The sequence below is a fragment of the Rhodococcus sp. JS3073 genome, from assembly GCF_026810085.1.
GTDB classification, from domain to species: Bacteria; Actinomycetota; Actinomycetes; order Mycobacteriales; family Mycobacteriaceae; genus Rhodococcus_F; species Rhodococcus_F wratislaviensis.
In genome coordinates this window covers 877,629-901,859 of sequence record NZ_CP113951.1, presented here as the reverse complement: position 1 = coordinate 901,859, position 24,231 = coordinate 877,629, and the positions used below count along the sequence as shown (strand labels likewise).

24 protein-coding genes and 1 pseudogene are annotated in these 24,231 nt (G+C 67.6%); 13 read left to right on the top strand and 12 right to left on the bottom strand.

The annotated features are described in order from the left end of the window. Positions 1 to 3: 3 nt before the first annotated feature. Genes OYT95_RS04355 through OYT95_RS04345 form a run of 3 tightly spaced genes read right to left on the bottom strand, consistent with a single transcriptional unit; the run spans position 4 to position 2,565 of the window. Entirely contained in the window at positions 4 to 417 is a 414-nt protein-coding gene (locus OYT95_RS04355; protein WP_037245328.1) for a molybdenum cofactor biosynthesis protein MoaE, read from the bottom strand. Continuing rightward, positions 410 to 1,384: a bifunctional molybdenum cofactor biosynthesis protein MoaC/MoaB gene (moaCB, locus tag OYT95_RS04350; protein WP_268790863.1), complete on the bottom strand. Its 975-nt coding sequence runs from the start codon at positions 1,382 to 1,384 to the stop codon at positions 410 to 412. The genes OYT95_RS04355 and moaCB overlap by 8 nt, the downstream gene beginning before the upstream one ends. After that, positions 1,381 to 2,565, bottom strand: coding sequence for a molybdopterin molybdotransferase MoeA (locus tag OYT95_RS04345; protein ID WP_268790862.1), 1,185 nt, complete (start codon positions 2,563 to 2,565; stop codon positions 1,381 to 1,383). Before OYT95_RS04345 ends, moaCB begins: the two co-directional genes overlap by 4 nt. Positions 2,566 to 2,687: 122 nt before the next feature. On the opposite strand from OYT95_RS04345, the gene moaA reads away from it, so the two are divergent. Together moaA and OYT95_RS04335 are read left to right on the top strand one after the other, a co-directional pair. Next, positions 2,688 to 3,743 (top strand): GTP 3',8-cyclase MoaA, encoded by a 1,056-nt coding sequence (gene moaA, locus OYT95_RS04340; RefSeq protein ID WP_112299428.1) that lies wholly within the window; start codon positions 2,688 to 2,690, stop codon positions 3,741 to 3,743. Then, positions 3,736 to 3,993 (top strand): MoaD/ThiS family protein, encoded by a 258-nt coding sequence (locus OYT95_RS04335; protein WP_037245341.1) that lies wholly within the window; start codon positions 3,736 to 3,738, stop codon positions 3,991 to 3,993. Before moaA ends, OYT95_RS04335 begins: the two co-directional genes overlap by 8 nt. Here the strand turns inward: OYT95_RS04335 and OYT95_RS04330 are convergent. Together OYT95_RS04330 and nadE are read right to left on the bottom strand one after the other, a co-directional pair. Next, complete coding sequence (locus tag OYT95_RS04330; protein WP_268790860.1) at positions 3,990 to 4,775, bottom strand: SDR family oxidoreductase; 786 nt, start codon at positions 4,773 to 4,775, stop codon at positions 3,990 to 3,992. The genes OYT95_RS04335 and OYT95_RS04330 overlap by 4 nt on opposite strands. 4 nt (positions 4,776 to 4,779) lie before the next feature. Next, complete coding sequence (nadE, locus tag OYT95_RS04325) at positions 4,780 to 5,619, bottom strand: ammonia-dependent NAD(+) synthetase (protein WP_037245345.1); 840 nt, start codon at positions 5,617 to 5,619, stop codon at positions 4,780 to 4,782. Positions 5,620 to 5,669: 50 nt separating this feature from the next. On the opposite strand from nadE, the gene OYT95_RS04320 reads away from it, so the two are divergent. After that, on the top strand, positions 5,670 to 6,221 hold the full coding sequence (locus OYT95_RS04320; RefSeq protein WP_037245347.1) for a nucleosidase: 552 nt from the start codon (positions 5,670 to 5,672) through the stop codon (positions 6,219 to 6,221). On the opposite strand, the gene OYT95_RS04315 is transcribed toward OYT95_RS04320, so the two are convergent. Both OYT95_RS04315 and OYT95_RS04310 read right to left on the bottom strand, forming a co-directional pair. Beyond that, positions 6,218 to 6,988 (bottom strand): META domain-containing protein, encoded by a 771-nt coding sequence (locus OYT95_RS04315; RefSeq protein WP_112299425.1) that lies wholly within the window; start codon positions 6,986 to 6,988, stop codon positions 6,218 to 6,220. The two genes, OYT95_RS04320 and OYT95_RS04315, sit on opposite strands and share 4 nt — an antisense overlap. Before the next feature lie 34 nt (positions 6,989 to 7,022). Beyond that, complete coding sequence (locus tag OYT95_RS04310) at positions 7,023 to 7,622, bottom strand: TetR/AcrR family transcriptional regulator (protein ID WP_128638983.1); 600 nt, start codon at positions 7,620 to 7,622, stop codon at positions 7,023 to 7,025. A gap of 101 nt (positions 7,623 to 7,723) precedes the next feature. On the opposite strand from OYT95_RS04310, the gene OYT95_RS04305 reads away from it, so the two are divergent. Next, positions 7,724 to 8,287 (top strand): NAD(P)H-dependent oxidoreductase, encoded by a 564-nt coding sequence (locus OYT95_RS04305; RefSeq protein WP_037245358.1) that lies wholly within the window; start codon positions 7,724 to 7,726, stop codon positions 8,285 to 8,287. A 28-nt stretch (positions 8,288 to 8,315) separates the two neighbouring features. Here OYT95_RS04305 and OYT95_RS04300 read toward each other — a convergent pair whose 3' ends face one another. Next, on the bottom strand, positions 8,316 to 9,149 hold the full coding sequence (locus OYT95_RS04300; protein WP_268790859.1) for a siderophore-interacting protein: 834 nt from the start codon (positions 9,147 to 9,149) through the stop codon (positions 8,316 to 8,318). Between the two features lie 563 nt (positions 9,150 to 9,712). On the opposite strand from OYT95_RS04300, the gene OYT95_RS04295 reads away from it, so the two are divergent. From OYT95_RS04295 to nrdF, 4 genes are all read left to right on the top strand, one after another. Beyond that, positions 9,713 to 9,946 carry a redoxin NrdH gene (locus OYT95_RS04295; RefSeq protein WP_005240286.1) on the top strand — a complete coding sequence of 78 codons (234 nt, stop codon included), beginning with the start codon at positions 9,713 to 9,715 and terminating at the stop codon, positions 9,944 to 9,946. Between the two features lie 88 nt (positions 9,947 to 10,034). After that, a complete protein-coding gene (gene nrdI, locus OYT95_RS04290; protein WP_005240288.1) occupies positions 10,035 to 10,511 on the top strand; it encodes a class Ib ribonucleoside-diphosphate reductase assembly flavoprotein NrdI in 477 nt (158 codons plus the stop codon). Continuing rightward, positions 10,469 to 12,652 carry a class 1b ribonucleoside-diphosphate reductase subunit alpha gene (nrdE, locus tag OYT95_RS04285; RefSeq protein ID WP_005240290.1) on the top strand — a complete coding sequence of 728 codons (2,184 nt, stop codon included), beginning with the start codon at positions 10,469 to 10,471 and terminating at the stop codon, positions 12,650 to 12,652. The genes nrdI and nrdE overlap by 43 nt, the downstream gene beginning before the upstream one ends. Positions 12,653 to 12,729: 77 nt before the next feature. After that, positions 12,730 to 13,695 carry a class 1b ribonucleoside-diphosphate reductase subunit beta gene (gene nrdF, locus OYT95_RS04280; protein ID WP_015890191.1) on the top strand — a complete coding sequence of 322 codons (966 nt, stop codon included), beginning with the start codon at positions 12,730 to 12,732 and terminating at the stop codon, positions 13,693 to 13,695. Positions 13,696 to 13,760: 65 nt separating this feature from the next. Here the strand turns inward: nrdF and OYT95_RS04275 are convergent, their stop codons facing one another. The 3 genes from OYT95_RS04275 to OYT95_RS04265 are packed head-to-tail and all read right to left on the bottom strand — an operon-like array spanning position 13,761 to position 16,353. Then, positions 13,761 to 14,234, bottom strand: a complete 474-nt coding sequence (locus OYT95_RS04275) for an NUDIX hydrolase (RefSeq protein WP_037245364.1) — start codon at positions 14,232 to 14,234, stop codon at positions 13,761 to 13,763. A gap of 8 nt (positions 14,235 to 14,242) precedes the next feature. After that, positions 14,243 to 15,310, bottom strand: coding sequence for an iron-siderophore ABC transporter substrate-binding protein (locus OYT95_RS04270; RefSeq protein ID WP_268790858.1), 1,068 nt, complete (start codon positions 15,308 to 15,310; stop codon positions 14,243 to 14,245). 35 nt (positions 15,311 to 15,345) lie between these two features. Then, positions 15,346 to 16,353: an ABC transporter substrate-binding protein gene (locus OYT95_RS04265; RefSeq protein WP_268790856.1), complete on the bottom strand. Its 1,008-nt coding sequence runs from the start codon at positions 16,351 to 16,353 to the stop codon at positions 15,346 to 15,348. Positions 16,354 to 16,655: 302 nt separating this feature from the next. Between OYT95_RS04265 and ctaD the strand changes: the two genes are divergently transcribed. The 4 genes from ctaD to yczE all read left to right on the top strand — a co-directional run bounded on the left by ctaD (position 16,656) and on the right by yczE (position 21,332). Next, entirely contained in the window at positions 16,656 to 18,446 is a 1,791-nt protein-coding gene (gene ctaD, locus OYT95_RS04260; RefSeq protein WP_005240299.1) for an aa3-type cytochrome oxidase subunit I, read from the top strand. 104 nt (positions 18,447 to 18,550) lie between these two features. Continuing rightward, a complete protein-coding gene (gene serB, locus OYT95_RS04255) occupies positions 18,551 to 19,771 on the top strand; it encodes a phosphoserine phosphatase SerB (RefSeq protein WP_005240300.1) in 1,221 nt (406 codons plus the stop codon). Continuing rightward, entirely contained in the window at positions 19,768 to 20,547 is a 780-nt protein-coding gene (locus OYT95_RS04250) for an aminoacyl-tRNA hydrolase (protein WP_268790855.1), read from the top strand. The genes serB and OYT95_RS04250 overlap by 4 nt, the downstream gene beginning before the upstream one ends. Positions 20,548 to 20,630: 83 nt before the next feature. Further along, on the top strand, positions 20,631 to 21,332 hold the full coding sequence (yczE, locus tag OYT95_RS44630; protein WP_268790854.1) for a membrane protein YczE: 702 nt from the start codon (positions 20,631 to 20,633) through the stop codon (positions 21,330 to 21,332). A gap of 65 nt (positions 21,333 to 21,397) precedes the next feature. On the opposite strand, the pseudogene glgX reads toward yczE, so the two are convergent. Then, a pseudogene (glgX, locus tag OYT95_RS04240) lies at positions 21,398 to 23,254 on the bottom strand (glycogen debranching protein GlgX); the annotation flags it as partial. 143 nt (positions 23,255 to 23,397) lie between these two features. Here glgX and OYT95_RS04235 point away from each other — a divergent pair. After that, the gene (locus tag OYT95_RS04235) at positions 23,398 to 24,222 is read left to right on the top strand and encodes an ABC transporter ATP-binding protein (protein WP_052033815.1); all 825 of its coding nucleotides are present in this window, start codon (positions 23,398 to 23,400) and stop codon (positions 24,220 to 24,222) included. The last annotated feature ends 9 nt before the right edge of the window (positions 24,223 to 24,231 follow it).

Here is a 24,231-nt window from a genome sequence, read left to right as displayed (position 1 = left end):
GAGTCACAGACCCACCCATTCCGAGGCCCCGTCGGCGAACTTCTGCCGCTTCCAGATGGGTACCTCGTGCTTGATCCGCTCGACCAGTTCGGCGCACGCGGCGAATGCCTCGGCACGGTGGGGTGCGGCGACCGCGGCGACCACCGCGAGGTCGCCGACGGTGAGGGATCCGACCCGGTGGATGGCCGCCACGGGAAGTCCGGAGGAGGCCGCGACCTCCTCGCAGACGGTGCGGAGGAAGCGCTCGGCGTCGGGATGCGATTGGTACTCGAGGGCCGAAACGGATTGTCCGCCATCGTGATTGCGGACGACTCCGGTGAACACCACGACGGCGCCGTGCTCGGGACCGGCCACGGCCGCGTCGACGACGGCGGGATCGAGGGGCTGATCCGAGATCTGGGCGAGGATGTCAGGCATCGTGCGCACCTCCGCCGGCGACCTGGGCGAGAAGGTGGTCGACGAGGGGATCGAGAACAGATAATCCGTCCTTGACGCCACCCGGCGAGCCGGGGAGATTCACGACGACTGTGCCGTTCGCCACACCGGCGAGTCCGCGGCTCAGCGAGGCGTGCGGCGTCACCTCCGTCCCGCGGTTCCGGATGGCGTCGGCCACACCGGGTAGTTCCCGGTCGAGCACCGCACGGGTGGCCTCCGGCGTGGCGTCGGTGGGGGAGACGCCCGTGCCGCCGGTACTGATGATCAGCGCAGGATTGCCGGACAATGCGTCAGCGAGGCCGGCCGCGATGTCGGCGTCCGCGTAGACCAGCGGACCCCGGGTGGTGAAGCCACGCTCCTCGAGCCATGCCGCGATCACCGGGCCGGTCGTGTCTTCCCGGGTGCCCCTCGCGCCACCGGTGGAGGCGACCAGGACGGCCGCGGATCGCGGTGTCACCGTGGGGGTTCCGGTGCTCTGCTGCTCACGCGTCCAGTGTCCGCGTTTGCCGCCGTCCTTGGTGAGCAGCCGGACGCCGTCCAGTGTCGCGGCGGGGTCGACGGCTTTCACCATGTCGTGCAACGTCAATCCGGCCACCGCCACGGCGGTGAGGGCCTCCATCTCGACGCCGGTGGGGCCCTTCGTCTTCGCCGTGGCCTCGATGGTGATGGCATCCTCGGTGAACCCGAACTCCAGCTTCACCGAGGACAACGCAAGCTGATGGCACAGCGGAATCAGCTCGGACGTCTTCTTCGCCCCCGAGATCCCGGCGATCCTGGCCGTCGCGAGAACGTCCGCCTTCGGCAGATCGTCGGCCCGGACGAGTTCGATCACCGCGGCTGTGGTGACCAATTGCCCCGCGGCCACCGCGATTCGGGTCGTGTCCGCTTTCGCGCTCACGTCGACCATGCGGGCGCGGCCCTCACTGTCGAGGTGCGTCAGGTCGGTCATAGGGGGATCACCTTCACGAGTTGGCCGGCGTCGAGCGCGGTGACGTCGGCGGGAACGTCGAGGAGGACGTCCGCCCATGCCATCGCGGCGACGAGATGGGAACCGGGGCCGGATACGAGTTCGACTCCGGCGTCTGTGCGGCGTGCGCGGAGGAACTGCCGCTTGCCGGGAATGGAGGTGACGGCTGCGGCGAGCGGCAGTTCCTCGGATTCCGTCGGGGGGAGCCCGGCTGCGCGCCGGATCTCGGGACGCGCGAACACCTCGAACGAGACGAGGGTGCTCACCGGGTTCCCGGGAAAGTTGAGGACGGGCGTGCCGTCCACGACGGCGGTGCCCTGCGGGCCGCCCGGTTGCATCGCGACGTGACCGAACTGTGCGCCGAGCGGCGTGAGCGTCTCTTTGACCACCTCGAAGTCGCCCATCGACACCCCGCCGGAGGTGAGGACGAGATCGGCAGTGGTGGTCGCTTCCGCGAGCAGGGTGCGGAACTCGGCCGGGTCGTCGCCGCTGCGGGTGATCGAGACGACCTCGGCGCCGTTGGCCCGGGCGCTCGACGCGAGAGCGATTCCGTTGGAGTCGTATATCTCCCCGGGGTGCAGCGCAGTTCCGGCATCCACCAGTTCGGCCCCCGTGGTGATCACGGCGACGCGGGGACGGGGACGCACCGGGACGCGCTGCAGTCCGACGGCGGCGAGGACGGCGATGTGCCGGGCGGCGAGAACACTGCCTGCGGGCAGCAGGAGCGTGCCCTCGCGGACGTCGCTGCCGCGCTCGCGCACGAATTCGCCCGCCGTGCGCGAGCGTTCGATGCGGACCTGCCCGTCCGTGGCCTCAGTGTCCTCCACCGGGACGACGGCGTCGGCACCGTCGGGGATCGGCGCGCCGGTCATGATCCGGTAGGCGGTCCCGGGTGTGTGGGTGGTGGCGACGGCCGGTCCCGCGGCGATCACACCCCGCACCGGCAGCAGGGCCGGGACCGATGCGACGGATGCGGCGTCGACCGCGTATCCGTCCATCTGCGAATTCCGGAACAACGGCAGGTCGACGGGGGAGTGGACGTCGGCGGCGAGGGCGCGCCCGAGTGCCTCGCCCAGCGGAATCTGCTCGGCCGGCCGCTCGTGGAGCGTCGCGAGGAGTTCGGCGACGTGCTGGGCGTGCTGCTCCACAGAGCGTGCGGTCACGATGTTCCTCCGGCCATGGTCACCAATCCTAGGCACCTCTCCAGCGGAGCGACGCATGCCCCGCGCCGGACAACGGTCACCCCCTCGCGGCATACTGGACAGATGCAGGGAAAGGCAACTCGATGACGGCGGTAGCGATGGGAATCCCGACCGTCCGGCCGTCGGTCTCGCTCGAGGGGAGGCCCGACGTCGACCAGCTGGTCGACCGGTTCGGCCGGGTCGCGCGGGACCTGCGGGTGTCCATCACCGAAAAATGCTCGCTGCGCTGCACGTACTGCATGCCAGAGGAAGGTCTGCCTGCCATTCCCGCGGAGAACCTCCTCACCGCGAACGAGATCGTCCGGCTCGTCGACATCGCCGTCCACCGGCTCGGTGTGCGCGAGGTGCGGTTCACCGGGGGTGAACCGCTGATGCGGGTGGATCTCGAGCAGATGATCGCCGGGTGCGCCGAGCGCGCGCCGGGTGTTCCGCTCGCGATGACCACCAACGCGGTCGGGCTCGAGCACCGCGCGGCCGGGCTCGCCCGCGCCGGACTGACGCGGGTCAACGTCTCCCTCGATTCGGTCGATCGTGAGCACTTCGCGAGACTGACGCGGCGCGACCGTCTGCCGTCGGTGATCGCCGGTATCCGCGCCGCCGCCCGCGCCGGACTGGCGCCGCTGAAGATCAATGCGGTGCTGATGCCCGAAACTCTCAGTGGAGCGGCCGATCTCCTGGAGTGGTGCCTGAGCGAGGGCGTCGCGCTGCGGTTCATCGAGGAGATGCCGCTCGACGCGGACCACGAGTGGGCACGCGAGAACATGGTCGCCGCCGACCGGTTGCTGGCCGTCCTCGGCGAGCGGTTCACCCTCACCGAACACGGGAGGGAAGATCCGTCCGCGCCCGCCGAGGAGTGGCTCGTCGACGGTGGACCGGCCACGGTCGGGATCATCGCGTCCGTCACCCGCTCGTTCTGCTCGGACTGCGACCGCACCCGTCTCACGGCGGAGGGAACGGTACGGTCGTGCCTGTTCAGCGACCAGGAGATCGACCTGCGGGCGGCCCTGCGGTCGGGTGCGGGCGACGAGGAGCTGGCGCAGTTATGGCGCGGCGCGATGTGGAACAAGTGGGCGGGCCACGGAATCAACGCGGACGGCTTCGCGCCGCCGCAACGCAGCATGGGAGCAATCGGTGGATGACGTGACGGGCATTTCCGTGCGGTACTTCGCAGCCGCCGCCGACGCGGCGGGCTGCACCAAGGAAACTCTCGACCTCCCGGCCGGCGCGGATCTCGGCCAGGTGAAGGCGCTTCTCCTGGCCAAGTACGGTCCCGACATGCAGCAGGTGCTGTCGGTCTCCGCGTTCCTCGTGGACTCCGAATTGACGCGCGATCTGACCCGCACCGCCGGTGCGCAGGTGGACGTGCTGCCGCCGTTCGCCGGCGGCTAGCGGCCCGCGTTCGCGGAGTCGGCCAGCCACCGGTCGAACGTGATCGTTCCGAACCGATTGTCGGGCACCAGGTTCGATCCGTCCCGAAAGAACCGACCCAACGCGCCGGGAAGGGGCACGTTCACCACGAATCCGTGCGTTCCGGTGGCTTTCTTCCACGCCGTCGTCATATCGCGGGCGGTGCGCACCTCCGGTCCACCGATGGTGATCGGTCCCTCCGGCGCCGGTTCCGCGGCCAGGGCGGCGTCGACCAGCGCGGTCGCGAGATCCCTGGTGTCGATGGTCTGGAAATTCGTCTTGGAGAAGGCGGGGATCAACCCGGCCCGGCTCGCGGGCTTCGCGATCATGGGAATGAAGTCGTGGAACTGGGTCGCCCGCACGATCGTCGTCGCCATCGCAGCACCCTCGTAGACCCGTTCCTGCTTCCGCTTCGCCTGGTAATAAGGGAACTCGGCCTGGTCGACGTTGACGATGGACAGCAGGACGGCGCGTCCGACGCCCGCACCGTCCGCGGTGGCGAGCAGGTTCTCGGCGCCCTTCTCGAGCACGGCCCGAGTTCCCCGGGTCTTGCCGTCGGTGGTGTCCACCAGGACGTCGACACCGTCGAGTGCCTCGGCGAGGCCGTCACCGGTGACGAGATCACCGTGGAAATGGGCGATCTCGCTGCCCGGCGCACCGCCGTGCCGGGTCAGGACCCGGACGGAGTGACCGCGCGCGAGGAATTCCTTGACCACCTGCCGGCCTGCCGTGCCGGTACCGCCCGCGACCAGCGCCTGGACCATCGGGTCACCGCCACCAGGTGTCGAGCGGGGTCACCGGGACCGTGCGCTTGTGGCGGGTATTCAGGAACATCGTCTCCAGCTTCTGCCCGACGGCGTCCGGCACGTCCTTGCCTTCGAGGTAGTCGTCGATCTGGGCGTATGTGACTCCCAGCGCTTCCTCGTCGGGGAGGGCGGGCCGATCATCCTCCAGGTCGGCAGTCGGAACCTTCTTCCACGTGCTCTCGGGTGCGCCGAGTTCGCGCAGGAGCGCGGCGCCCTGACGCTTGGACAATCCGGTCAACGGGGTGACGTCCACGCCGCCGTCGCCGAACTTGGTGAAGAAACCGGTGATCGCCTCGGCGGCGTGATCGGTGCCGACGACGAGATACCCGAGCTGGCCGGCGATCGAGTACTGGATCACCATCCGTTCGCGGGCCTTGATGTTCCCTCGGACGAAGTCGCGGAGTTCGCCGCCGTCGCCGATGATGTCGCGCAGCGCCTCGGACGACTCCTTCGCGGTGGCGTCCGCTCCGGGCTTCACGTTGACGACCACCGACCGGTCGGGCTTGATGAAGTCGAGGGAGATCTGCGCGTCGGACTCGTCGGCCTGGGTGCCGTAGGGCAGTCGCACGGCGACGAACTCGGCGTCGTGGCCCTCGTCGCGGAGCTCGCTCGCCGCAAGCTGGGCGAGGCGGCCGGTGAGGGTGCTGTCCTGACCGCCGCTGATACCCAGGACGAAACCCTTGGCCGGGGTCGACAGCAGGTAGTCCTTCAGGAACTGAACACGTTTGCGGATCTCGTCAGCCGCATCGATGGTGGGCTGGGCACCGAGTTCCTCGAGGATCTGCGCACGTAGATTCGCCATGCCAGAACTCTAGCGAGTGCCCCTGACGAACGCAGGGTACGGTTCCGCGCATGAGTAGATCGGACGTTCTGGTGGTCAGCGCGACCAAGGCGGAGGCGGTGCACGTCCCGTCCGAGTTCGAGGTCCTGATCACCGGGATCGGAAAGGTGAGCGCCGCCGTCGCCGTGGCGTCCGCACTCGCCGACTACCCGCGAACGGACAAACCGCTCGTCGTCAACATCGGTACCGCCGGCGCGCTGCACGAGCATCACAGCGGCCTGTTCACGCCGTCGACCGTCCTCAACCACGACATCAGTGGCGATGCCATCCGGGCGCTCGGGCACGAGGTGGCCGATCTCCTCGCCCTGCCGGACGGTGACGGTTCCGTGCTCGCGACCGGCGACCTGTTCGTGTCCGACGCCGGCGTACGCGACGTACTCGCCCGCAGAGCCGACCTCGTCGACATGGAGGGCTTCGCCGTCGCCTATGCCAGCGCTCGCGGCGGCGCCCGGTGCCGGCTGGTCAAGCACGTCAGCGACACGGCCGATGACTCGGCACTGGACTGGCCCGCCCGGATCGATGCGAGCGCCCGGGAACTCGGGCGCTGGCTCGCGGCTCTCTAGCTCGCCCGCAGTGTCAGCCCGACCCCGTCGCTGTTGACCAGCCGCAGCGAGTCCGAATGGACGCTGTAGCCCGTCTCCCCGGTCAACGCCGCGAGCACGGCACGCTCGACCTCGGAGACGTCCGGGGGGCACGCCATCCGGGTGGTGGCCCAGGGGCCGAACAGGATCGAACTCTGCTGCACGTCCGCGGTCCCGGTCATGCGGTTGCAGCCGGTGAAGCCGGACGCCGAACCGTCGCCGGCGATCAGCAACTGGGGTGCCGTCCTCTCCAGCGCCGCGGTCGTCGTGACCGCGTCCGGACTGATCAGCGCGGTGACCGTCCAGGTGGTCCCGACGACGGGCCGATCCGGCCGGGCGACCTTCTCGTCCGTCAGCGTCACCGACCCGGTGGGGGTGGTGAGGGTGAGTGTGTCGCCGCCGAGGGTCCAGTTCGGTTGCGCATCCAGCAGTGCCGCCACCCAGGCGTCCGCGCCGGCCGCCTCTCCCGGACATGCCATCAGCGTCATCGCGAGTGGTCCCGCCACGACCTTGCCCTCGGACAGGTCGACGTCGGCGCTGCCCTGATTGCACCCGGCCTCGACGGAGAGGCGTCCGGTGTCGGTGAACCCGAGTACGAGCGGCCCACCGCCGGGAATGGGATCGCCCTCGACGGAGGTGGAGACGAAGGTGCGGCCCGACGGATCGGGGGGCGTGGTCTGCTCATCCCCGCCGCAGGCGGTGAGCGAGGCGAATGTCAGGAGGCCGAGAACGGCGGCGGTGGTGCGCATTCCCCGAGGTTAGACACATTGTCCGGATCCGGGATCAACATCGGGTGACGCGCCGGATCAGGTCCTCCCAGGCGGCGCCGAGCCGTTCGACGGACATTCCGAGGTCGCGCAATTCGTGCAGAACGAGCGTCGCCTCGAGGGGGGCGAGGAGGGAACAGGCGAGCAGTTCGTGGTCGCCCTGCACCCCGGCCGCGCGGAGCAGGGACACGACGTGGCGCACGGACACTGCCCGGGCGGGTGCGGCGAACCGGAACTCGAGGGAGTTCTCGGCCGCGCGCTGGACCTCGCCCTGCACCTCGACGATCGCGATGCGGGCGTGCCCGAAGGCGATCAGCCGGTCGATCGGGTCGCCGCCCGGCCCGAGCGGTGGTGGACCGAACATGAAGGACTGCTGGAGTTCCCGTTCGGTGTGGTCGAGGAGTGCGTGCATGAGGCCCGACCGGCTGCCGAACCGGCGGAACACTGTGCCCTTACCCACACCGGCCTTGCAGGCGACCGCGTCCATCGTGACGGCGTCGACGCCGCGCTCCGCGACCAGCAGTGCTGCCGCATCGAGCAGAAGACGCCGATTACGTGCGGCGTCTCCGCGTTCCGGGGGGTCGACCCCGATCTGGGGCAGCAGGGGACTGGTCACGCTTGGCATCCTACCGCGACGGGAACATAAGTGGACCGCGGTCCGTTTAGTTGCTATACATGTTCACGAGTCGCCCTACGCACCATCGAAGGATTATTGACATGTCACAGACCAACGTTCTCGTTCTCGTCGGCAGCCTGCGCGCCGCCTCGGTCAACCGTCAGCTCGCCGAGACCGCGGTCGCCGTGGCGCCCGAGGGTGCCGAGGTGACCGTGTTCGACGGACTCGGAGACGTCCCCTTCTACAACGAGGACATCGACGTCGCCGGTTCCATCCCCGCCGTCGAGGCGCTGCGTGACGCCGCAGGCCGCGCCGACGCGCTCCTGCTCCTCACGCCCGAGTACAACGGCACCATCCCCGCCGTCCTCAAGAACGCCATCGACTGGATCTCCCGGCCGTACGGCACCGGTGCCGTGAAGGACAAGCCCGTCGCCGTCATCAGCGCCTCGCCCAGCGGCAACGGTGCACAGTGGGCGCACGAGGACACCCGCAAGGCTGTTCGCATCGCAGGCGGCAAGGTCCTCGAGGACGTCACCCTCGCGATCGGCGGCACCATCGACAAGTTCGGTGACCGGCACCCGCGCGAGAACGCCGAGGTCGCCCAGCAGGTTGCCGGCGTCGTCGCCAGCCTCGTCGACGCCACGAAGCAGCTCGTCGACGCCTGACGATCCGCTCGCGCGGCGCCGTCGTCGGCTACAGCCCGGTCCGATCCAGGGCTGCGTCGACGGCGTCGCGCACCGAGTCGAAGTCTTCACCAGCCGCCAGGGCAGAGTCCCTGGCGGCTTCTATCTGTTCGCGCACCGTCTCGTACCGCGCGACCCACTCCTCCTTGTTGTTGCGCCAATAACCGATGACGTCGTAGCAGTCCGCATGCCAGCCCAGGTCGTGGCGCAACCAGCGCCGCACCGCCCGCGACACCTTCGCCTCGCCCGCGAACCACACGTATCCCGGTGCATCCGGCCGCGGCCAGTCGCGGGCCGCGTCGGCGAGCAGACTGGCCCCGGCGCCGTTGCCGCTCCCGTCCAGCCACGTCACGGTCAGCGCGGCCTCGGTGGCGAACTGCTGCCGGTCCTCGTGCGTGGTGACCTCTGCGATCACGTGCGCCCGCGCCGAGCCGGGCAGTTCCTCGACGATCCGGCCGACCGCGGGCAGTGCCGTCATGTCGGCGACGAGGAGTTGCCACGCGGCGTCGGCCGGCGGCGCGTACCACCCCGAGGCGGTCGAGAACCCGAGCGTCTCGCCCGGGCGGGCGTCCGCGGCCCAGTGCGCTGCGGTCCCGCCCGCGTGGACGGCGAAATCGATGTCCATCTCCAGTGCGTCCGGGTCCCAGCGGCGCACGGTGTAGCTGCGCTTCTCCGCGCCGTCCGGTGGGAAGGCGAGGAGCAGGCGCTCGTCCGGCCTCCCACTGGACGCGAATCGACCGAGATCTCCACCCGCGAGGGTGATCCTCTGCATGTTCGGCGTCACCCGCCTCGTGCGCGCCACGGGCGCCGACCAGTCGAGGTGGTCCAGGGAGTCGTCGGACATGCGCTCAAGGTACCGGGCGGGCCGGCAGCTACCGGTGGGCAAGCGTGGGGCGAGCGTCGTACGCGACGCCCTTGTGTGCCCGGCCGCGAGCGGTCGGGGAGTGGCGTCTCCGGATGTGGCGAGTACGGCGCCCGGAGGGTGTCACCACGGTCCGGCGGAGTCGTCTCCGGCCGGTCCGGACGGTGCTCTCCCGGGGCCCGCACCGCGGATGCGGGCGTGTCTCCGGAGGTGACGTAAGCTCCCGGAGCCTCCAGTGCACGAGCGCGATGCGAGGGGTGTTCCGCGTCACGCCGAAAATGTGATGTGCGACACGCCGGAGCGAGCACGAAATTTATGGTCGGCGGGATGACGACCTGGGAATTTCATCAATGTGACTCACAACATCTCGGGTTGAGTGTTTCTGTCGGCCACTAGGTGTAGTGTCTTGAGCACTGAGAGACCACAACGAGAACCGACTCGGTGAGCATCTCCATCGGGGGTCACCGCCATCTCGATCCGGGGAAGTCTCAGTGCGCTGAACACACACTTCGTCAGCTCCATTCGGCAGTGGAAAGAGGGACTTCATGAGCATCACCGTCTACACCAAGCCCGCTTGCGTTCAGTGCAATGCCACCTACCGGGCCCTCGACAAGGCGGGTATCGAATACTCCGTCGTCGACATCACCGAAGACCCCGAGGCCCGGGACTACGTCATGGCACTGGGATACCTGCAGGCGCCCGTGATCGTGGCCGGTGACGAGCACTGGTCGGGCTTCCGCCCCGACCGCATCAAGACCCTCTCGGCAAACGCTGCTTGAAGCGAGGCGATCGCACCGCCCGAGGCGGAGATCGATCCGATTCCCGGGCGGCAGTAAACGGTAGTACTAGTCCAGATGGTGGAAACCGATGACATCGCTGGTGTACTTCTCCAGCGCCTCGGAGAACACGCACCGATTCGTCCAGCGGCTCGGGCTGCCTGCGACGCGCATACCCATTCACGACCGCGAGGGCGCCTTCGAGGTTCGCGAACCCTACGTGCTGATCGTCCCCACCTACGGTGGGGGAACGACGGCCATGGGCCGCGACACCAGTTACGTCCCGAAGCCGGTCATCCGATTTCTCAACAACACACACAACAGGTCGCTGATCCGAGCAGTGATCGCGGCAGGAAACACCAATTTCGGTGAATCCTATTGCTTTGCAGGAAACATCATTTCTCAGAAATGCCACGTTCCCTACCTCTACCGCTTCGAACTCATGGGCACAGCCGAGGACGTCGAGCGGGTCAGGGCCGGTCTGGGTGAATTCTGGGATCACTTAGACGACGAGGAGCACGAGAAGTGGCGCCGACCATCACAGACACCATCGACGCGGGGAGCGTAGAGCGCGACGCGCGCGGTGGAGACTCGACGAACGGTCTCGATTACCACGCACTCAACGCAATGCTCAACCTGTACGGCCCCAACGGTGAGATCCAGTTCGACAAGGACGTCGCCGCCGCCCGCCAGTACTTCCTGCAGCACGTCAACCAGAACACCGTCTTCTTCCACAACCTGGACGAGAAGCTCGACTACCTCGTGGAGGAGAACTACTACGAGCCCGAGGTCCTCGACCAGTACTCACGTGCGTTCGTGAAGTCGCTGATCGACCACGCCTACGCCAAGAAGTTCCGCTTCCCGACGTTCCTGGGCGCGTTCAAGTACTACACCTCGTACACGCTGAAGACGTTCGACGGCAAGCGCTACCTGGAGCGGTTCGAGGACCGCGTCTGCATGGTCGCGCTCACGCTCGCCGCCGGCGACGAGGAACTGGCGACCAAGCTCGTCGACGAGATCATCGCCGGCCGGTTCCAGCCCGCCACCCCCACGTTCCTCAACTCCGGCAAGAAGCAGCGCGGCGAGCCCGTGTCCTGCTTCCTGTTGCGCATCGAGGACAACATGGAGTCGATCGGCCGCTCCATCAACTCCGCCCTGCAGCTGTCCAAGCGCGGCGGCGGAGTTGCGTTGCTGCTCAGCAATGTTCGCGAGCACGGCGCCCCGATCAAGAAGATCGAGAACCAGAGCTCCGGTGTCATCCCGATCATGAAGCTGCTCGAGGACTCCTTCTCGTACGCCAACCAGCTCGGCGCGCGTCAGGGCGCGGGCGCGGTGTACCTGCACGCGCACCACCCGGACATCTACCGCTTCCTCGACACCAAGCGTGAGAACGCCGACGAGAAGATCCGCATCAAGACGCTGTCGCTGGGTGTGGTCATCCCCGACATCACGTTCGAGCTGGCGAAGAAGAACGAGGACATGTACCTGTTCTCGCCGTACGACGTCGAGCGCATCTACGGTGTCCCGTTCGCGGACGTCAACGTCACCGAGAAGTACTACGAGATGGTCGACGACAAGCGGATCCGCAAGTCGAAGATCAAGGCGCGCGAGTTCTTCCAGACCATCGCCGAGCTGCAGTTCGAGTCGGGCTACCCGTACATCATGTTCGAGGACACGGTGAACCGGGCCAACCCCATCGAGGGCAAGATCACCCACTCCAACCTGTGCTCGGAGATCCTGCAGGTCTCGACACCGTCGCTGTTCAACGACGACCTCTCGTACAGCGAGGTCGGCAAGGACATCTCCTGCAACCTCGGCTCGCTGAACATCGCGAAGACCATGGACTCGCCGGACTTCGCGCGCACCATCGAGGTGTCGATCCGCGCCCTCACCGCGGTGTCCGATCAGACGCACATCTACTCGGTGCCGTCGATCGAGCAGGGCAACAACGACTCTCACGCCATCGGCCTCGGGCAGATGAACCTGCACGGGTATCTGGCCCGTGAGCGGATCTTCTACGGCTCCGACGAGGGCATCGACTTCACGAACATCTACTTCTACACCGTCGTGTTCCACGCGGTGCGGGCGTCCAACCGGATCGCCATCGAGCGGGGCACCCACTTCAAGGGATTCCCGCAGTCCAAGTACGCGTCCGGCGAGTACTTCGACAAGTACACCGATCAGGTGTGGGAGCCGAAGACGGAGCGGGTGCGGCAGCTGTTCGCAGAGTCCGGTGTGCACATCCCGACGCAGGACGACTGGCGCGAGCTGAAGGCGTCCGTGCAGAAGTACGGCATCTACAACCAGAACCTGCAGGCCGTCCCGCCCACCGGGTCGATCTCGTACATCAACTACTCCACCAGTTCCATCCACCCGGTGGCGTCGAAGATCGAGATCCGCAAGGAAGGCAAGATCGGCCGCGTCTACTACCCGGCGCCCTACCTGACCAACGACAACCTGGAGTACTACCAGGATGCCTACGAGATCGGGTACGAAAAGATCGTCGACACCTACGCCGCGGCGACGCAGCACGTCGACCAGGGGCTGTCGCTGACGCTGTTCTTCAAGGACACCGCCACCACCCGCGACATCAACAAGGCGCAGATCTACGCGTGGCGCAAGGGCATCAAGACGCTGTACTACATCCGGCTGCGTCAGATGGCTCTGGAGGGTACCGAGGTCGAAGGTTGCGTTTCCTGCATGCTGTAGGCGGCTCCGCCGCCCGTGAGTACTTGTTAACCGCCGGCGGTTAACAAGTACTCACAGTCGAACGAAGTGAGGAATCAATGGTCAAGCTGGTGAGTCGCGTATCCGCGATCAACTGGAACCGCGTCCAGGACGAGAAGGACGCCGAGGTGTGGGACCGTCTCGTCGGCAACTTCTGGCTGCCCGAAAAGGTGCCGGTGTCCAACGACATCCCGTCGTGGGGGACGCTCACGGCTCAGGAGAAGCAGCTCACGATGCGGGTGTTCACGGGGCTGACGCTCCTCGACACCATTCAGGGCACCGTGGGCGCCGTCAGCCTCATCCCCGACGCCATCACCCCGCACGAAGAGGCGGTGTACACCAACATCGCGTTCATGGAGTCGGTGCACGCCAAGAGCTACAGCTCGATCTTCTCGACGCTGTGCTCCACCCGCGACATCGACGACGCCTTCCGCTGGTCCGAGGAGAACCCGAACCTGCAGCGCAAGGCCGAGATCGTCATGGACTACTACCAGGGCGACGAGCCGCTGAAGCGCAAGGTGGCGTCCACCCTGCTGGAGAGCTTCCTGTTCTACTCGGGCTTCTACCTGCCGATGTACTGGTCGTCGCGGGCGAAGCTCACCAACACCGCCGACCTCATCCGCCTCATCATCCGTGACGAGGCCGTGCACGGGTACTACATCGGCTACAAGTACCAGAAGGGTCTCGAGCAGCTCACCGAGGCCGAGCGCGACGACCTCAAGAACTACACGTTCGAGTTGCTCTTCGAGCTCTACGACAACGAGGTCGACTACACCCAGGACCTCTACGACGAGGTGGGCCTCACCGAGGACGTCAAGAAGTTCCTGCGGTACAACGCCAACAAGGCGCTGATGAACCTCGGCTACGAGGGTCTGTTCCCGAAGGACGAGACGGACGTCAACCCGGCGATCCTGTCGGCGCTCTCACCGAACGCGGACGAGAACCACGACTTCTTCTCCGGCTCGGGCAGCTCCTACGTCATCGGCAAGGCCGTCAACACCGAAGACGAGGACTGGGACTTCTAGTCCTTTCGCCCAATGTCACACCGGTGCAGTTCGACTGCACCGGTGTGACATTGGGCGAACTGCGTTCAGCGGCGGAACCATGCCTCGGGCTCGTCCTGCAGCGCCTTGTCGAGCCGCAGTCGCGACGACGGGGTGAGGTCCGACGGCAGAGCGTCGGGGGAGAACCAGGCGACGTCGTGGTTCTCGTCGTCCGACACGGCAGCCTCCCCGCCGACGTACCGCGCCAGGAAGCACACGTCGAGATACTGTGCGACGTCGCCGTTGGGGTAGGTGATCGGATCGGTGACGTCGACGCTCGTGATCCGGACCAGTTCCGCGTCCACGCCGGTTTCCTCGCGCACCTCACGCAGCGCCGCGGGTCCGGGTTCCTCCCCGGGCTCGAGGATGCCGGACACGACGGCCCACTTGCCGTTGTCGACGCGCCGGGTCAGCAGCACCCGGCCGTCGGCGTCGCGCACCACGACGCTCACCCCGGACAGCCACAGCGGCGCAGTGCCGACGTGGCCGCGCAGGGCGGTGACGAACTCGGGGACGGGCACCGGGCCTCCTAGCCGACGTAACCGTTCAGCGTGTTCCTGAGGTCGGTGAGCATCGCGCGTGCGGCGACGACACCGTTTCCGCCCCACACGTCACCCTCCACGGCGAAGACCCGCTTGTCGGCGGCCGCCTCGAGGTCTTCCCACGCCTCACCGGACATGACGTCCTCCGCGTGCGCGGTGCCCTCCTCGCCGTCCAGGACGGCGTAGATGAGGTCGCCCTCGGCCTGGTCGATGTCGGACTCGGAGATCGGTTCGGTGACTGCGCCGTCGAGGTTCTGATAGGCGGGCCGCCGCACTCCGGCGTCGGTGAGGACCTGGCCGGCGAACGTGGCCGGACCCTCGACCTCGATGCTGTCGGCGTCGAATCGGACGACGGACGCCTGTGTCTGCGCGGCATCGATGTCGACGCCGAGCTGCTTGGCGTCCTGCTGGTATTGCTCGAGCGCGGCCGTCGCCGCGCCGGCCCGGCCCAGGGCGTTGCCCGCGAGGAGGAACTGCGCCTTCCAGTACACGGGGTCGGAGCCGACGAACACGGTGGGCGCGATGGGGGAGAGCGCGCCGTACAGCTGGTCGGACGCCGGACTCGATCCGAGGATCAGGTCCGGGTCCGCCTGCGCGATCTTGTTCAGGTCCGGGGCGTCGACGGATCCGACGCTGGGGATCTCGGAGACGCCCGTGCCGAGGTATCCGGGTTGAGGCAAGTCCCCGTCGACGGTCGCCGCGCCGACGACGTTCTTCCATAGACCGAGTGCGCACACCGCGTCCAGCGCGGCGCTGTCGAGTACCACGATCCGCTGCGGATCGGACGGAACGTCGCTCTCGCCCTTCGTGTGGACCACCCGGTGGGTCGAGCCGGCCGCGAGTGCGGCGTCGACCGGGGCCGGCTCGGCGCAGGCGGTCGTGGTGTCCCGCTCGATGCCGACCACGCCCGCTCCGGCGATCTGCGTGGTCGTCCGGACGATGGACGCTGCGGGATCGTCGTCGGACGGTTGAGAGCAGCCGGCGACTGCGAGCACAGCGACGGCGGCGACGAGACCGGTGGACGCGCGGCGGGCGGAAAACCTACTAGGGGACAATTCGGCGACTTCCTGTGTGTGCGGGCGCGTTCAGGTTAGCCGCTGTGCTTGTCCACCCCGAACGTGTCCGACAGGTCGTCGAGGATGAGGTGCGCGCCCTGGATGCTGACCGGCGACATCCAGCGGGCGTCGTCGACGTCGACCTTGCGTCCCTTCAGCGTCTGCCACAGCGGGCTCTCCAGGAACGGCTTCGCCGCTTCGGCGCTCTTGCCCGCCGGGTCCTGCCAGGTGCTGACGAAGATGGCGTCGCCCTCCGCCTCGCTGATCAGCTCGGGGCTGATGGCTTGCATGATGTTGTCCGGATCGGCCGGATCGGGGCCCTGGCTCTGCGGACGAGCGAGCCCGGCGTCCGCGAGGACGATTCCGCTGAACGAGGTGGTGCGGTAGAGGCGTGCCGTGGGCTCGCCCGCGAACCGGACGACCGAGATCACCGGATTCGACGCCGTGTCGTTGATCTCGGCGCCGACGGCGGCGGCCCGCTCCTCGTAGGCGCCGATCTTCTGCTCCGCGAGTTCCTCCTTGCCCAGTGCCTTGCCGACGAGCCGGATGTTGTCCTTCCACGTGGGCCCGGTCGTCTCCGTGAAGATGGTCGGCGCGATCGCGGACAGTTGCTCGTAGTTCTTTCCGTCGCGCACCTCGGCGGAGATGATCAGGTCGGGTTGCAGCGCGGCGATCTGTTCGAGGCTCGCGGTGCTGACCTTGCCCACCGACTCGGCTTCCGCCGCGAACTCGTCCCGCGAGGAGCCGAGGTAGTCGGGCAGGCCGGGTTCGCGGTAGTCGACGTACCCGACGAGTGGCGCCTCGAGGAGGAGGACGGCGTCGGTGAAGCTGTTGTCGAGTGCCACGATGCGCAGCGGTGCGGCCGGGATCTCGGTGCTGCCGCGGAAGTGGTCGACGGTGCGGGGGAAATGCCCGGTCGACGACGTGGTGCCGGACTCGGCGGCGGAGTCGTCGCTGCTGGAGCAGGACGTGATCGAGAAGGTGACTGCAGCGGCTAGTGCGACCGCGCCGGCGACTACCCGGCGTCGGGAAAGAACGTTCACATGGAGCTCCTGATCGAAGTTAGGTGAGCGAAACCTTAGCACCGGGGTTCCGGCGTGTCGGAGCCTCCGTAGGTCCGTGTCGAGCGGTCGCGTGCGACACGCCGGACCGCGTGACAGTGAGCACTCCCCGGTGGGACAAACCGCAGGTCGCATGAGTCACAATTTGCTCTGAGTCCGGGTAAGTACGACAGTGGGTAGGACCCAGTCGGAGGCCGCTCAGGGCACGGTCTACGATTCGATGAGCGCAAGCCAGAGACCGTTCGCCTCGCAGCCCGGGGACGGACGCGCATTCAGGAGGATCAGTGACTGCCGTAGCGCCCCAGCCAGTCCCCGCGATAGCTGCAGCCAGGCCTTACCCGCCGCGGCAGGGACCCAAGGGCTCGTTCATCTTCAAAATGATTACGACCACCGACCCCAAGGTGCTCGGAATCATGTACTTGACGACCTCGATCGCGTTCTTCCTCATCGGTGGTCTCATGGCCCTGATGATGCGCGCCGAGCTCGCTGTGCCCGGTATGCAGTTCTTGTCGAACGAGCAGTTCAACCAGCTGTTCACGATGCACGGCACGATCATGCTGCTGCTGTACGCGACGCCGATCGTGTTCGGGTTCGCCAACTACATCCTGCCGCTGCAGATCGGTGCCCCCGACGTGGCGTTCCCGCGACTCAACGCGTTCAGCTACTGGCTGTACGTGTTCGGCGCGATCATCACGACCGCCGGTTTCATCACCCCCGGCGGTGCCGCGGACTTCGGCTGGACCGCCTACACGCCCCTGACGAGTGCGCTGCACTCCCCGGGCGTCGGCGCCGACCTCTGGGTCATGGGCCTCGCGGTCGCCGGCCTCGGCACCATCCTCGGTGGTGTCAACATGATCACCACCGTCATCTGCCTGCGTGCCCCCGGCATGACCATGTTCCGCATGCCGATCTTCACGTGGAACATCTTCATCACCAGCATCCTGATTCTGCTGGCGTTCCCGTTGCTGACCGCCGCTTTCATGGGCCTGTTCGTCGACCGGCACCTCGGTGGCCACATCTTCGACCCGGCCACCGGTGGTGTGCTGCTGTGGCAGCACCTGTTCTGGTTCTTCGGTCACCCCGAGGTGTACATCATCGCGCTGCCGTTCTTCGGCATCGTCTCGGAGATCTTCCCGGTCTTCAGCCGTAAGCCCGTCTTCGGTTACAGCGGCCTGGTCTACGCGACCCTCGCGATCGCAGCCCTCTCCATCGCGGTGTGGGCGCACCACATGTACGCCACCGGCGCCGTGCTGCTCCCATACTTCTCGTTCATGACGTTCCTGATCGCCGTCCCGACGGGTGTGAAGATCTTCAACTGGATCGGAACCATGTGGAAGGGGCAGCTGACGTTCGAGTCGCCGATGCTGTTCTCCATCGGCTTCCTCATCACCTTCCTCTTCGGTGGTCTGTCCGGCGTCATCCTCGCGAGCCCGCCGCTCGACTTCCACGTCACGGACACCTACTTCGTGGTCGCCCACTTCCACTACGTGGTCTTCGGCACCGTCGTGTTCGCCACGTACGCCGGCATCTACTTCTGGTTCCCGAAGATGACCGGACGCATGATGGACGAGCGTCTCGGCAAGTGGCACTTCTGGACGACGTTCATCGGCTTCCACGGCACGTTCCTCGTCCAGCACTGGCTGGGTAACGAAGGTATGCCGCGCCGCTACGCCGACTACCTGCCCTCGGACGGCTTCACGTTCCTGAACTCGTTCTCGACGATCTTCGCGTTCGTCCTCGGTGCGTCGACGCTGCCGTTCATCTGGAACGTCTTCAAGAGCTACCGGTACGGCGAGGTCGTGACCGTCGACGACCCGTGGGGTTACGGCAACTCGCTCGAGTGGGCAACCAGCTGCCCGCCGCCGCGGCACAACTTCACCGAGCTGCCGCGCATCCGCTCCGAGCGCCCCGCGTTCGAGCTGCACTACCCGCACATGGTCGAGCGGATGAAGGCCGAGGCGCACGTCGGACCGGGCCACGGTGGCAAGCACGCCAGCACCGTGCTCGAGAAGGAACGCCACGAGCCGCTGACCGTCGGCGACGAAGGCGACCCCGGAACCGACACCGGCCGCTGACACCTCAGTTTCGGAAAGGCCCCGCCCCCACACCGGGCGGGGCCTTTCACTTGGCACAATGGGTGCCGGACAAGCCGCGCGAGCAACATGATCGGAGTACATCGGTGGGTGCAGCTGACACCACTGTTCTGGTGACCGTGACGGGCCCCGACCGACCCGGCGTCACCTCGGTGCTCTTCGGGTCGCTCTCCCGTCACGACGTGAGCCTTCTCGACGTGGAGCAGGTGGTGATCCGCGGGCGACTGACCCTCGGTGTCCTGGTGGCCTGCCCCGAGAACGGGGAAGCGCTGCAGGAGGAACTCGAAGAGGCGATGGCCACCGTCGGGATGTCGGTGGACGTCGAGATCGGTGCCGATCCCGGCAGGCAGTCGCTGTCCACCCATGCGGTGGTCGTCCTCGGTAGTCCGGTGTCGGCTCGCGCACTGCGTTCGGTGGCGCGGGAGATGGCGACGCTCGGGGTCAACATCGACTCGATCCGCGGTGTCGCCGACTACCCGGTGACGGGCCTCGAACTCCTCGTGAGCGCTCCCGGCACGGCGGAGGCGGACAAGAGTCTGCGCACCGTGCTGGCAGAAGTGGCCGTGCGCGAGAACGTCGACATCGCGGTCGAGCGCGGGGGATTGGCCCGGCGCGCCAAACGGCTCATCGTGTTCGACGTCGACTCGACCCTCGTCCAGGGCGAGGTCATCGAGATGCTCGCCGCTCGCGCGGGTGTCGAGGACGAGGTGCGCGCCGTCACCGAATCGGCGATGCGCGGCGAGATCGACTTCACCGAATCCCTGCACCAGCGGGTCGCGACCCTCGCCGGCCTCGACGCCTCCGTGATCGACGACGTCGCGGAAAACTTGGAACTGACACCGGGCGCCCGCACCACCATCCGTACGCTGCGCAGGCTGGGCTTCCACTGCGGTGTGGTGTCCGGCGGTTTCCGGCAGGTCATCGAGGGCCTGGCCCACGAACTGGAACTGGACTTCGTGCAGGCCAACACGCTGGAGATCGTGGACGGCAAGCTCACCGGCCGGGTGATCGGCGACATCGTGGATCGGGCCGCGAAGGCGACCGCACTGCGCAAGTTCGCCGCTCAGGTCGGCGTCCCGATGGAGCAGACGGTGGCGGTCGGCGACGGAGCCAACGACATCGACATGCTCAACGCCGCCGGCCTGGGAATCGCGTTCAACGCCAAGCCCGCTCTGCGGGAGGTCGCGGACACCGCACTCTCGCACCCCTTCCTCGATGCGGTGCTGTTCATCCTCGGGGTCACCCGCGACGAGGTCGAGGCCGCGGACGCGGTGGACGGCGTGGTGCGACGAGTCCCGCTGTCGTGACGGAATCGTGCCGGGACGCGGTCACCGGGGAGACCGGTGACGACACCCTGTGGGCGGCGCGTCACGCCGTCCTCGCGGCCGGATACGGCGGCCGGCCGGATCCGGACGACCCGGCGCAGGTTCTCGCCATGCCGATCGTGCTGCACATTCCGAAGGCCGACCCCCCGCCGCGTAGTGCTCTGCTCGAAGCTGCCGCGACCGCGGCGGTGGCGTTGTGCCTCGACCCCCGTGTCGGCCCCGACGAGACGGGCGCGCCCGGACCGTGGCAGGAGGACTACCTCGCCTGGATCGGGTCCCGGATCCGCAAGGTGTCCCGGCGGGCGCGGGGAGCGGGGTGGCGTGCGGCGCAGGAGGTCGAGGGGATCACCGTCGACGTCGACGGTGCGCAGGCCCGCGCACTCGTGCCCGTCGCCGTCGGCGCGCTCGATCCCCGCATCCGGAAATTGCAGATCGGCGGCACCGATCTCGACCACGACGATCCCGGGGAGATCCCGGACGGGATTCCGGTGCTGTGGATCAACTCCGCCCTGGACATGACGGTAGGAAAGGCCGCGGCGCAGGTCGGGCACGCGTCGATGCTGCTCGCGGGCGCGATGACCACCGAGCAGGCACGCGCGTGGGCGGCCACCGGCTACCGCTGCGCGGTGCGGGACGCCGACGTCGGACTGTGGGAAGAGCTGACCATCGAGGTGGTGCGGGCCAGGGCGATCGCGGTGCGCGACGCCGGCTTCACCGAGGTGGCTCCCGGATCGATGACTGTGATCGCCTGCCCCTGAAGATCGATGCCTGACGCATCGTCGGTCCAGTGCCTGCGTCGTGGCTATGGGATGCGGCAGGTTTCCCCGGAACACTGACGGTCATGCTCGCTCGACGCCTGATCGCTCTGTTCGCCGGACTGTGGCTGTACGGTTTCTCGATGGCCATGATGGTCACCGCCGGCCTCGGTCTCGACCCGTGGGACGTGTTCCACCAGGGGGTCGCGGATCGCACGCCACTCAGTTTCGGTGTGGTGACCGCACTGACCGGGGTTGTGGTGCTCACACTCTGGATCCCGATCCGGCAGAAGCCGGGATTCGGCACGATCGCCAACGTCGTGGTCATCGCCGTGTCGGTGGACACGTCGCTCGCGTTCCTCGAACCCGCCGAGTCCCTGGTCGTGCGGATCGTGGTGATGCTCGGTGGCGTGGTCCTCAACGCGCTCGCCACCGTGCTGTACATCGGTGCGGGGATGGGCCCCGGGCCGAGGGACGGTCTCATGACCGGTCTGGTCGCGCGCACCGGGCTGTCGGTGCGGGTGATCCGCACGTCGATCGAGGTGACCGTGCTGGCCACCGGCTGGTTGCTCGGCGGCACCGTCGGGGTGGGCACCGTCGTCTACGCGCTGGGCATCGGCCCGCTCATCCAGCTGATGATGCGGTTCGGCGGCCTTTACCCGACGGCACGGAAGACGAGCAGCGTCGGACCGGACAGTGCAATCGTGGAGTCTCCGGAGATCGGGCCGCCCGGCGGCGGTGCGCCGTCGGGGGACGCCGAGTCGAATTCGGCGAGCACCGTCCCGTAGAACCATTCGGGACAGCCGAGGGTGATCACGGTGGGTCCGCCCGAGTGGAAGACGAGGAGCCAGCTGTCGTCGGTGAGCTGGTGCCCGTCCTCGGTGTGGGACCGGATGTCGGATCCGTCGATCCACGCCTGGAGGGTGCGCCTCGAGTCGTCGTACCACGCGGGGTCGTCCATCTCCGCGCCGTCGGCGCCGAACCACACGAGGTCGGGATGGCCGGTGGGTGTGCGCCTGCCCTCGAAGAATTCCGGCTGGCGCAGGGCGGGGGAGGCGCGGCGGAGGTCGAGGGCGCGCGTGACGAAGGCGGTGAGAGTCGTGTCCCCGCGGCTCCAGTCGAGCGGCCAGGAGTCTTCACGCGGGGTGTCCTCGGGGACGCAGTACGCGTTGTTGTTGCCGCCCAGTGTGTGACCGAATTCGTCGCCGGCCGTGAACATCGGCGTGCCCGTCGACAGTGCGAGCGTGGCCAGGAGTGCGCGGACGTGCCGGGACCGTGCCTCGATGATCGACGGATCGTCGGTGGGGCCTTCGACGCCGTGGTCGACGGAGTCGTTGTGATCGGCGCCGTCCCGGTTGTCCTCGCCGTTGGCCTCGTTGTGTTTGCGGACGTACGACACGAGGTCCGCGGCGGTGAACCCGTCGTGGGCGGTCACGAAATTGACGGACGCCCACGGCCGCCGGTTTCCGAACACGTCCTCGGAACCCGCCACCCGGGAGGCGAGATCGCGCACCCCGGTGCCGCCGTTCCAGAACCGTCGAACGGTATTGCGGTACTTGTCGTTCCATTCCGACCACTGGACGCCGAAGTGCCCGACCCGGTATCCGTCCGACGTGGCATCCCACGGTTCGGCGATCAGTTTGCACCGGGAGAGAACGGGATCCGCCGTGATCGCGGAGAAGATCGAAGCGCGGGAATCGAATCGGCCGCCACCGGGCCGGCCGAGAGCGGACGCGAGGTCGAACCGGAAGCCGTCGACCCCCATCTCGTGCGCCCAGTAGCGCAGGCTGTCGCCGATCATCCGGACGACGACGGGCGACTGAGCGTCGACGGTGTTCCCGCAACCGGTGATATCGATGTCGCGACCGTCGGAGTCGAGGAGGTAGTAGCCGGGGGCGTCGAGGCCGCGCCAGCTGAGGCTGATGCCGTCGACGCCCTGTTCACAGGTGTGGTTGTACACCACGTCGAGAATGACCTCGATCCCCGCGGCGTGCAGCGCGTCGACCATCGTGTGGAACTCGGTGATCTCCTCACCGGGCACCACCGCATAGCCCGGGTGGGGGGCGAAGAACGCTGCCGTGGAGTATCCCCAGTGATTGCGCATGCCCCGGGAACGCACGGTGGCCTCGGAGACGAACGCCTGAACGGGAAGAAGTTCGACCGCGGTCACCCCGAGACGGACGAGATGGCCGACGACGGCGGGTTCGGCGAGACCCAGGTACGTTCCGCGGTACTGCGGCGGCACATCGGGGTGCCGTGCGGTGAACGATCCCACGTGAAGTTCGTAGACAACGGTTTCCTCCCACGGCCTTTCGATCCGCGGTCCGCTCGTGCGGGCGTGGTCGGCCGTGACCACCGACAGCGGTGTGTGGCCCAGGCTGTCGACGCGTGACGGGCCGCCGAACGGGTCGCCGTCGTGGGAGACGAGTGCGTCGTGGTCGCCGAGTTTTCCCGTGATGCGGGTCGCCCACGGATCCAGAAGCAGCTTGGCGGGGTTGAGGCGCACGCCGCGAGCGGGGTCCCAGCGTCCGTGCGCGCGGTAGCCGTAGCGCCTGCCCGCGCCGACACCCTCGACGATGCCGTGCCAGATACCGTACGTCCGCTGAACCAGATCGATCCGCGTCTCGTCGCCGTCCTCGGAAATCAGGCACACCTGTACCAGCTCGGCGTCGGGAGCGTGAACCGCGAACTGCGTTCCGGTGCCACGCACTTTCGCTCCCAGCGGAAACGGTGATCCGGGCAGCCGCAGACTCGGCGGGAGCGACGAGATCTCGCCGGGGTGCGAATCGATGTGAGGCGACACGCAACTGATCCTGCCGTGAATGCTCGGAAGATGTGCGGGAAGATGGGTGCGTGCATGAACCTGATCCCGATCTCCTCATCGAATTCGACGACGTTCTCCTCCGCCGCGGGGGCAACACTCTGGTGGGCCCGGTCACCTGGAAGGTGGAACTCGACGAACGATGGGTCGTCCTCGGGCCGAACGGGGCAGGGAAGACGTCGTTGCTCCGGATCGCGGCCGCCGAACTGCATCCCACGAGCGGAAGTGCCTACCTTCTCGGCGAAAGACTCGGCCGGGTCGACATCAACGAACTTCGACCGCGGATCGGACTGTCCTCCTCGGCGCTCGCCAACCGGGTGCCGTCCGAGGAGGTCGTGACCGATCTCGTCGTCTCCGCCGGCTACGCGGTACTCGGGCGCTGGCGTGAGCGCTACGACGACATGGACACCGACCGTGCCGTCGAGATGCTCGAGAGCCTGGGCGCCGAGCACCTCGCGAAGCGCACGTACGGCACGCTGTCCGAGGGTGAGCGCAAACGCGTCCTCATCGCCCGTGCGCTGATGACCGACCCGGAACTGCTGCTGCTCGACGAGCCCGCCGCCGGTCTCGACCTCGGTGGGCGCGAGGAACTCGTCGCGCGCCTCACCGACCTCGCCGCCGACCCCGACGCACCCGCGACGGTCCTCATCACCCACCACGTCGAGGAGATCCCGCCGGGGTTCACTCATGCACTGCTCCTCAAGGAGGGGGAGGTGGTCTCGCAGGGGCTCCTGGATCAGGTCATCACGGCCGAGAACCTCAGCGAGGCGTTCAGCCAGTCGATCAGCCTGGACAAGGTCGACGGCCGGTTCTTCGCGCGGCGGACCCGCGTCCCCGGCGCGCACCGGCGGGGCTGAGCACCGGCG

Excerpts from the sequence above, each read along its gene's own strand:
- OYT95_RS04355 (WP_037245328.1), bottom strand. The coding sequence starts at position 417 with ATGCCTGACATCCTCGCCCAGATCTCGGATCAGCCCCTCGATCCCGCC.
- moaCB (WP_268790863.1), bottom strand. The coding sequence starts at position 1,384 with ATGACCGACCTGACGCACCTCGACAGTGAGGGCCGCGCCCGCATGGTC.
- moaA (WP_112299428.1), top strand. The coding sequence starts at position 2,688 with ATGACGGCGGTAGCGATGGGAATCCCGACCGTCCGGCCGTCGGTCTCG.
- OYT95_RS04330 (WP_268790860.1), bottom strand. The coding sequence starts at position 4,775 with ATGGTCCAGGCGCTGGTCGCGGGCGGTACCGGCACGGCAGGCCGGCAG.
- nadE (WP_037245345.1), bottom strand. The coding sequence starts at position 5,619 with ATGGCGAATCTACGTGCGCAGATCCTCGAGGAACTCGGTGCCCAGCCC.
- OYT95_RS04320 (WP_037245347.1), top strand. The coding sequence starts at position 5,670 with ATGAGTAGATCGGACGTTCTGGTGGTCAGCGCGACCAAGGCGGAGGCG.
- OYT95_RS04315 (WP_112299425.1), bottom strand. The coding sequence starts at position 6,988 with ATGCGCACCACCGCCGCCGTTCTCGGCCTCCTGACATTCGCCTCGCTC.
- OYT95_RS04305 (WP_037245358.1), top strand. The coding sequence starts at position 7,724 with ATGTCACAGACCAACGTTCTCGTTCTCGTCGGCAGCCTGCGCGCCGCC.
- OYT95_RS04300 (WP_268790859.1), bottom strand. The coding sequence starts at position 9,149 with ATGTCCGACGACTCCCTGGACCACCTCGACTGGTCGGCGCCCGTGGCG.
- OYT95_RS04295 (WP_005240286.1), top strand. The coding sequence starts at position 9,713 with ATGAGCATCACCGTCTACACCAAGCCCGCTTGCGTTCAGTGCAATGCC.
- nrdI (WP_005240288.1), top strand. The coding sequence starts at position 10,035 with ATGACATCGCTGGTGTACTTCTCCAGCGCCTCGGAGAACACGCACCGA.
- nrdF (WP_015890191.1), top strand. The coding sequence starts at position 12,730 with ATGGTCAAGCTGGTGAGTCGCGTATCCGCGATCAACTGGAACCGCGTC.
- yczE (WP_268790854.1), top strand. The coding sequence starts at position 20,631 with ATGCTCGCTCGACGCCTGATCGCTCTGTTCGCCGGACTGTGGCTGTAC.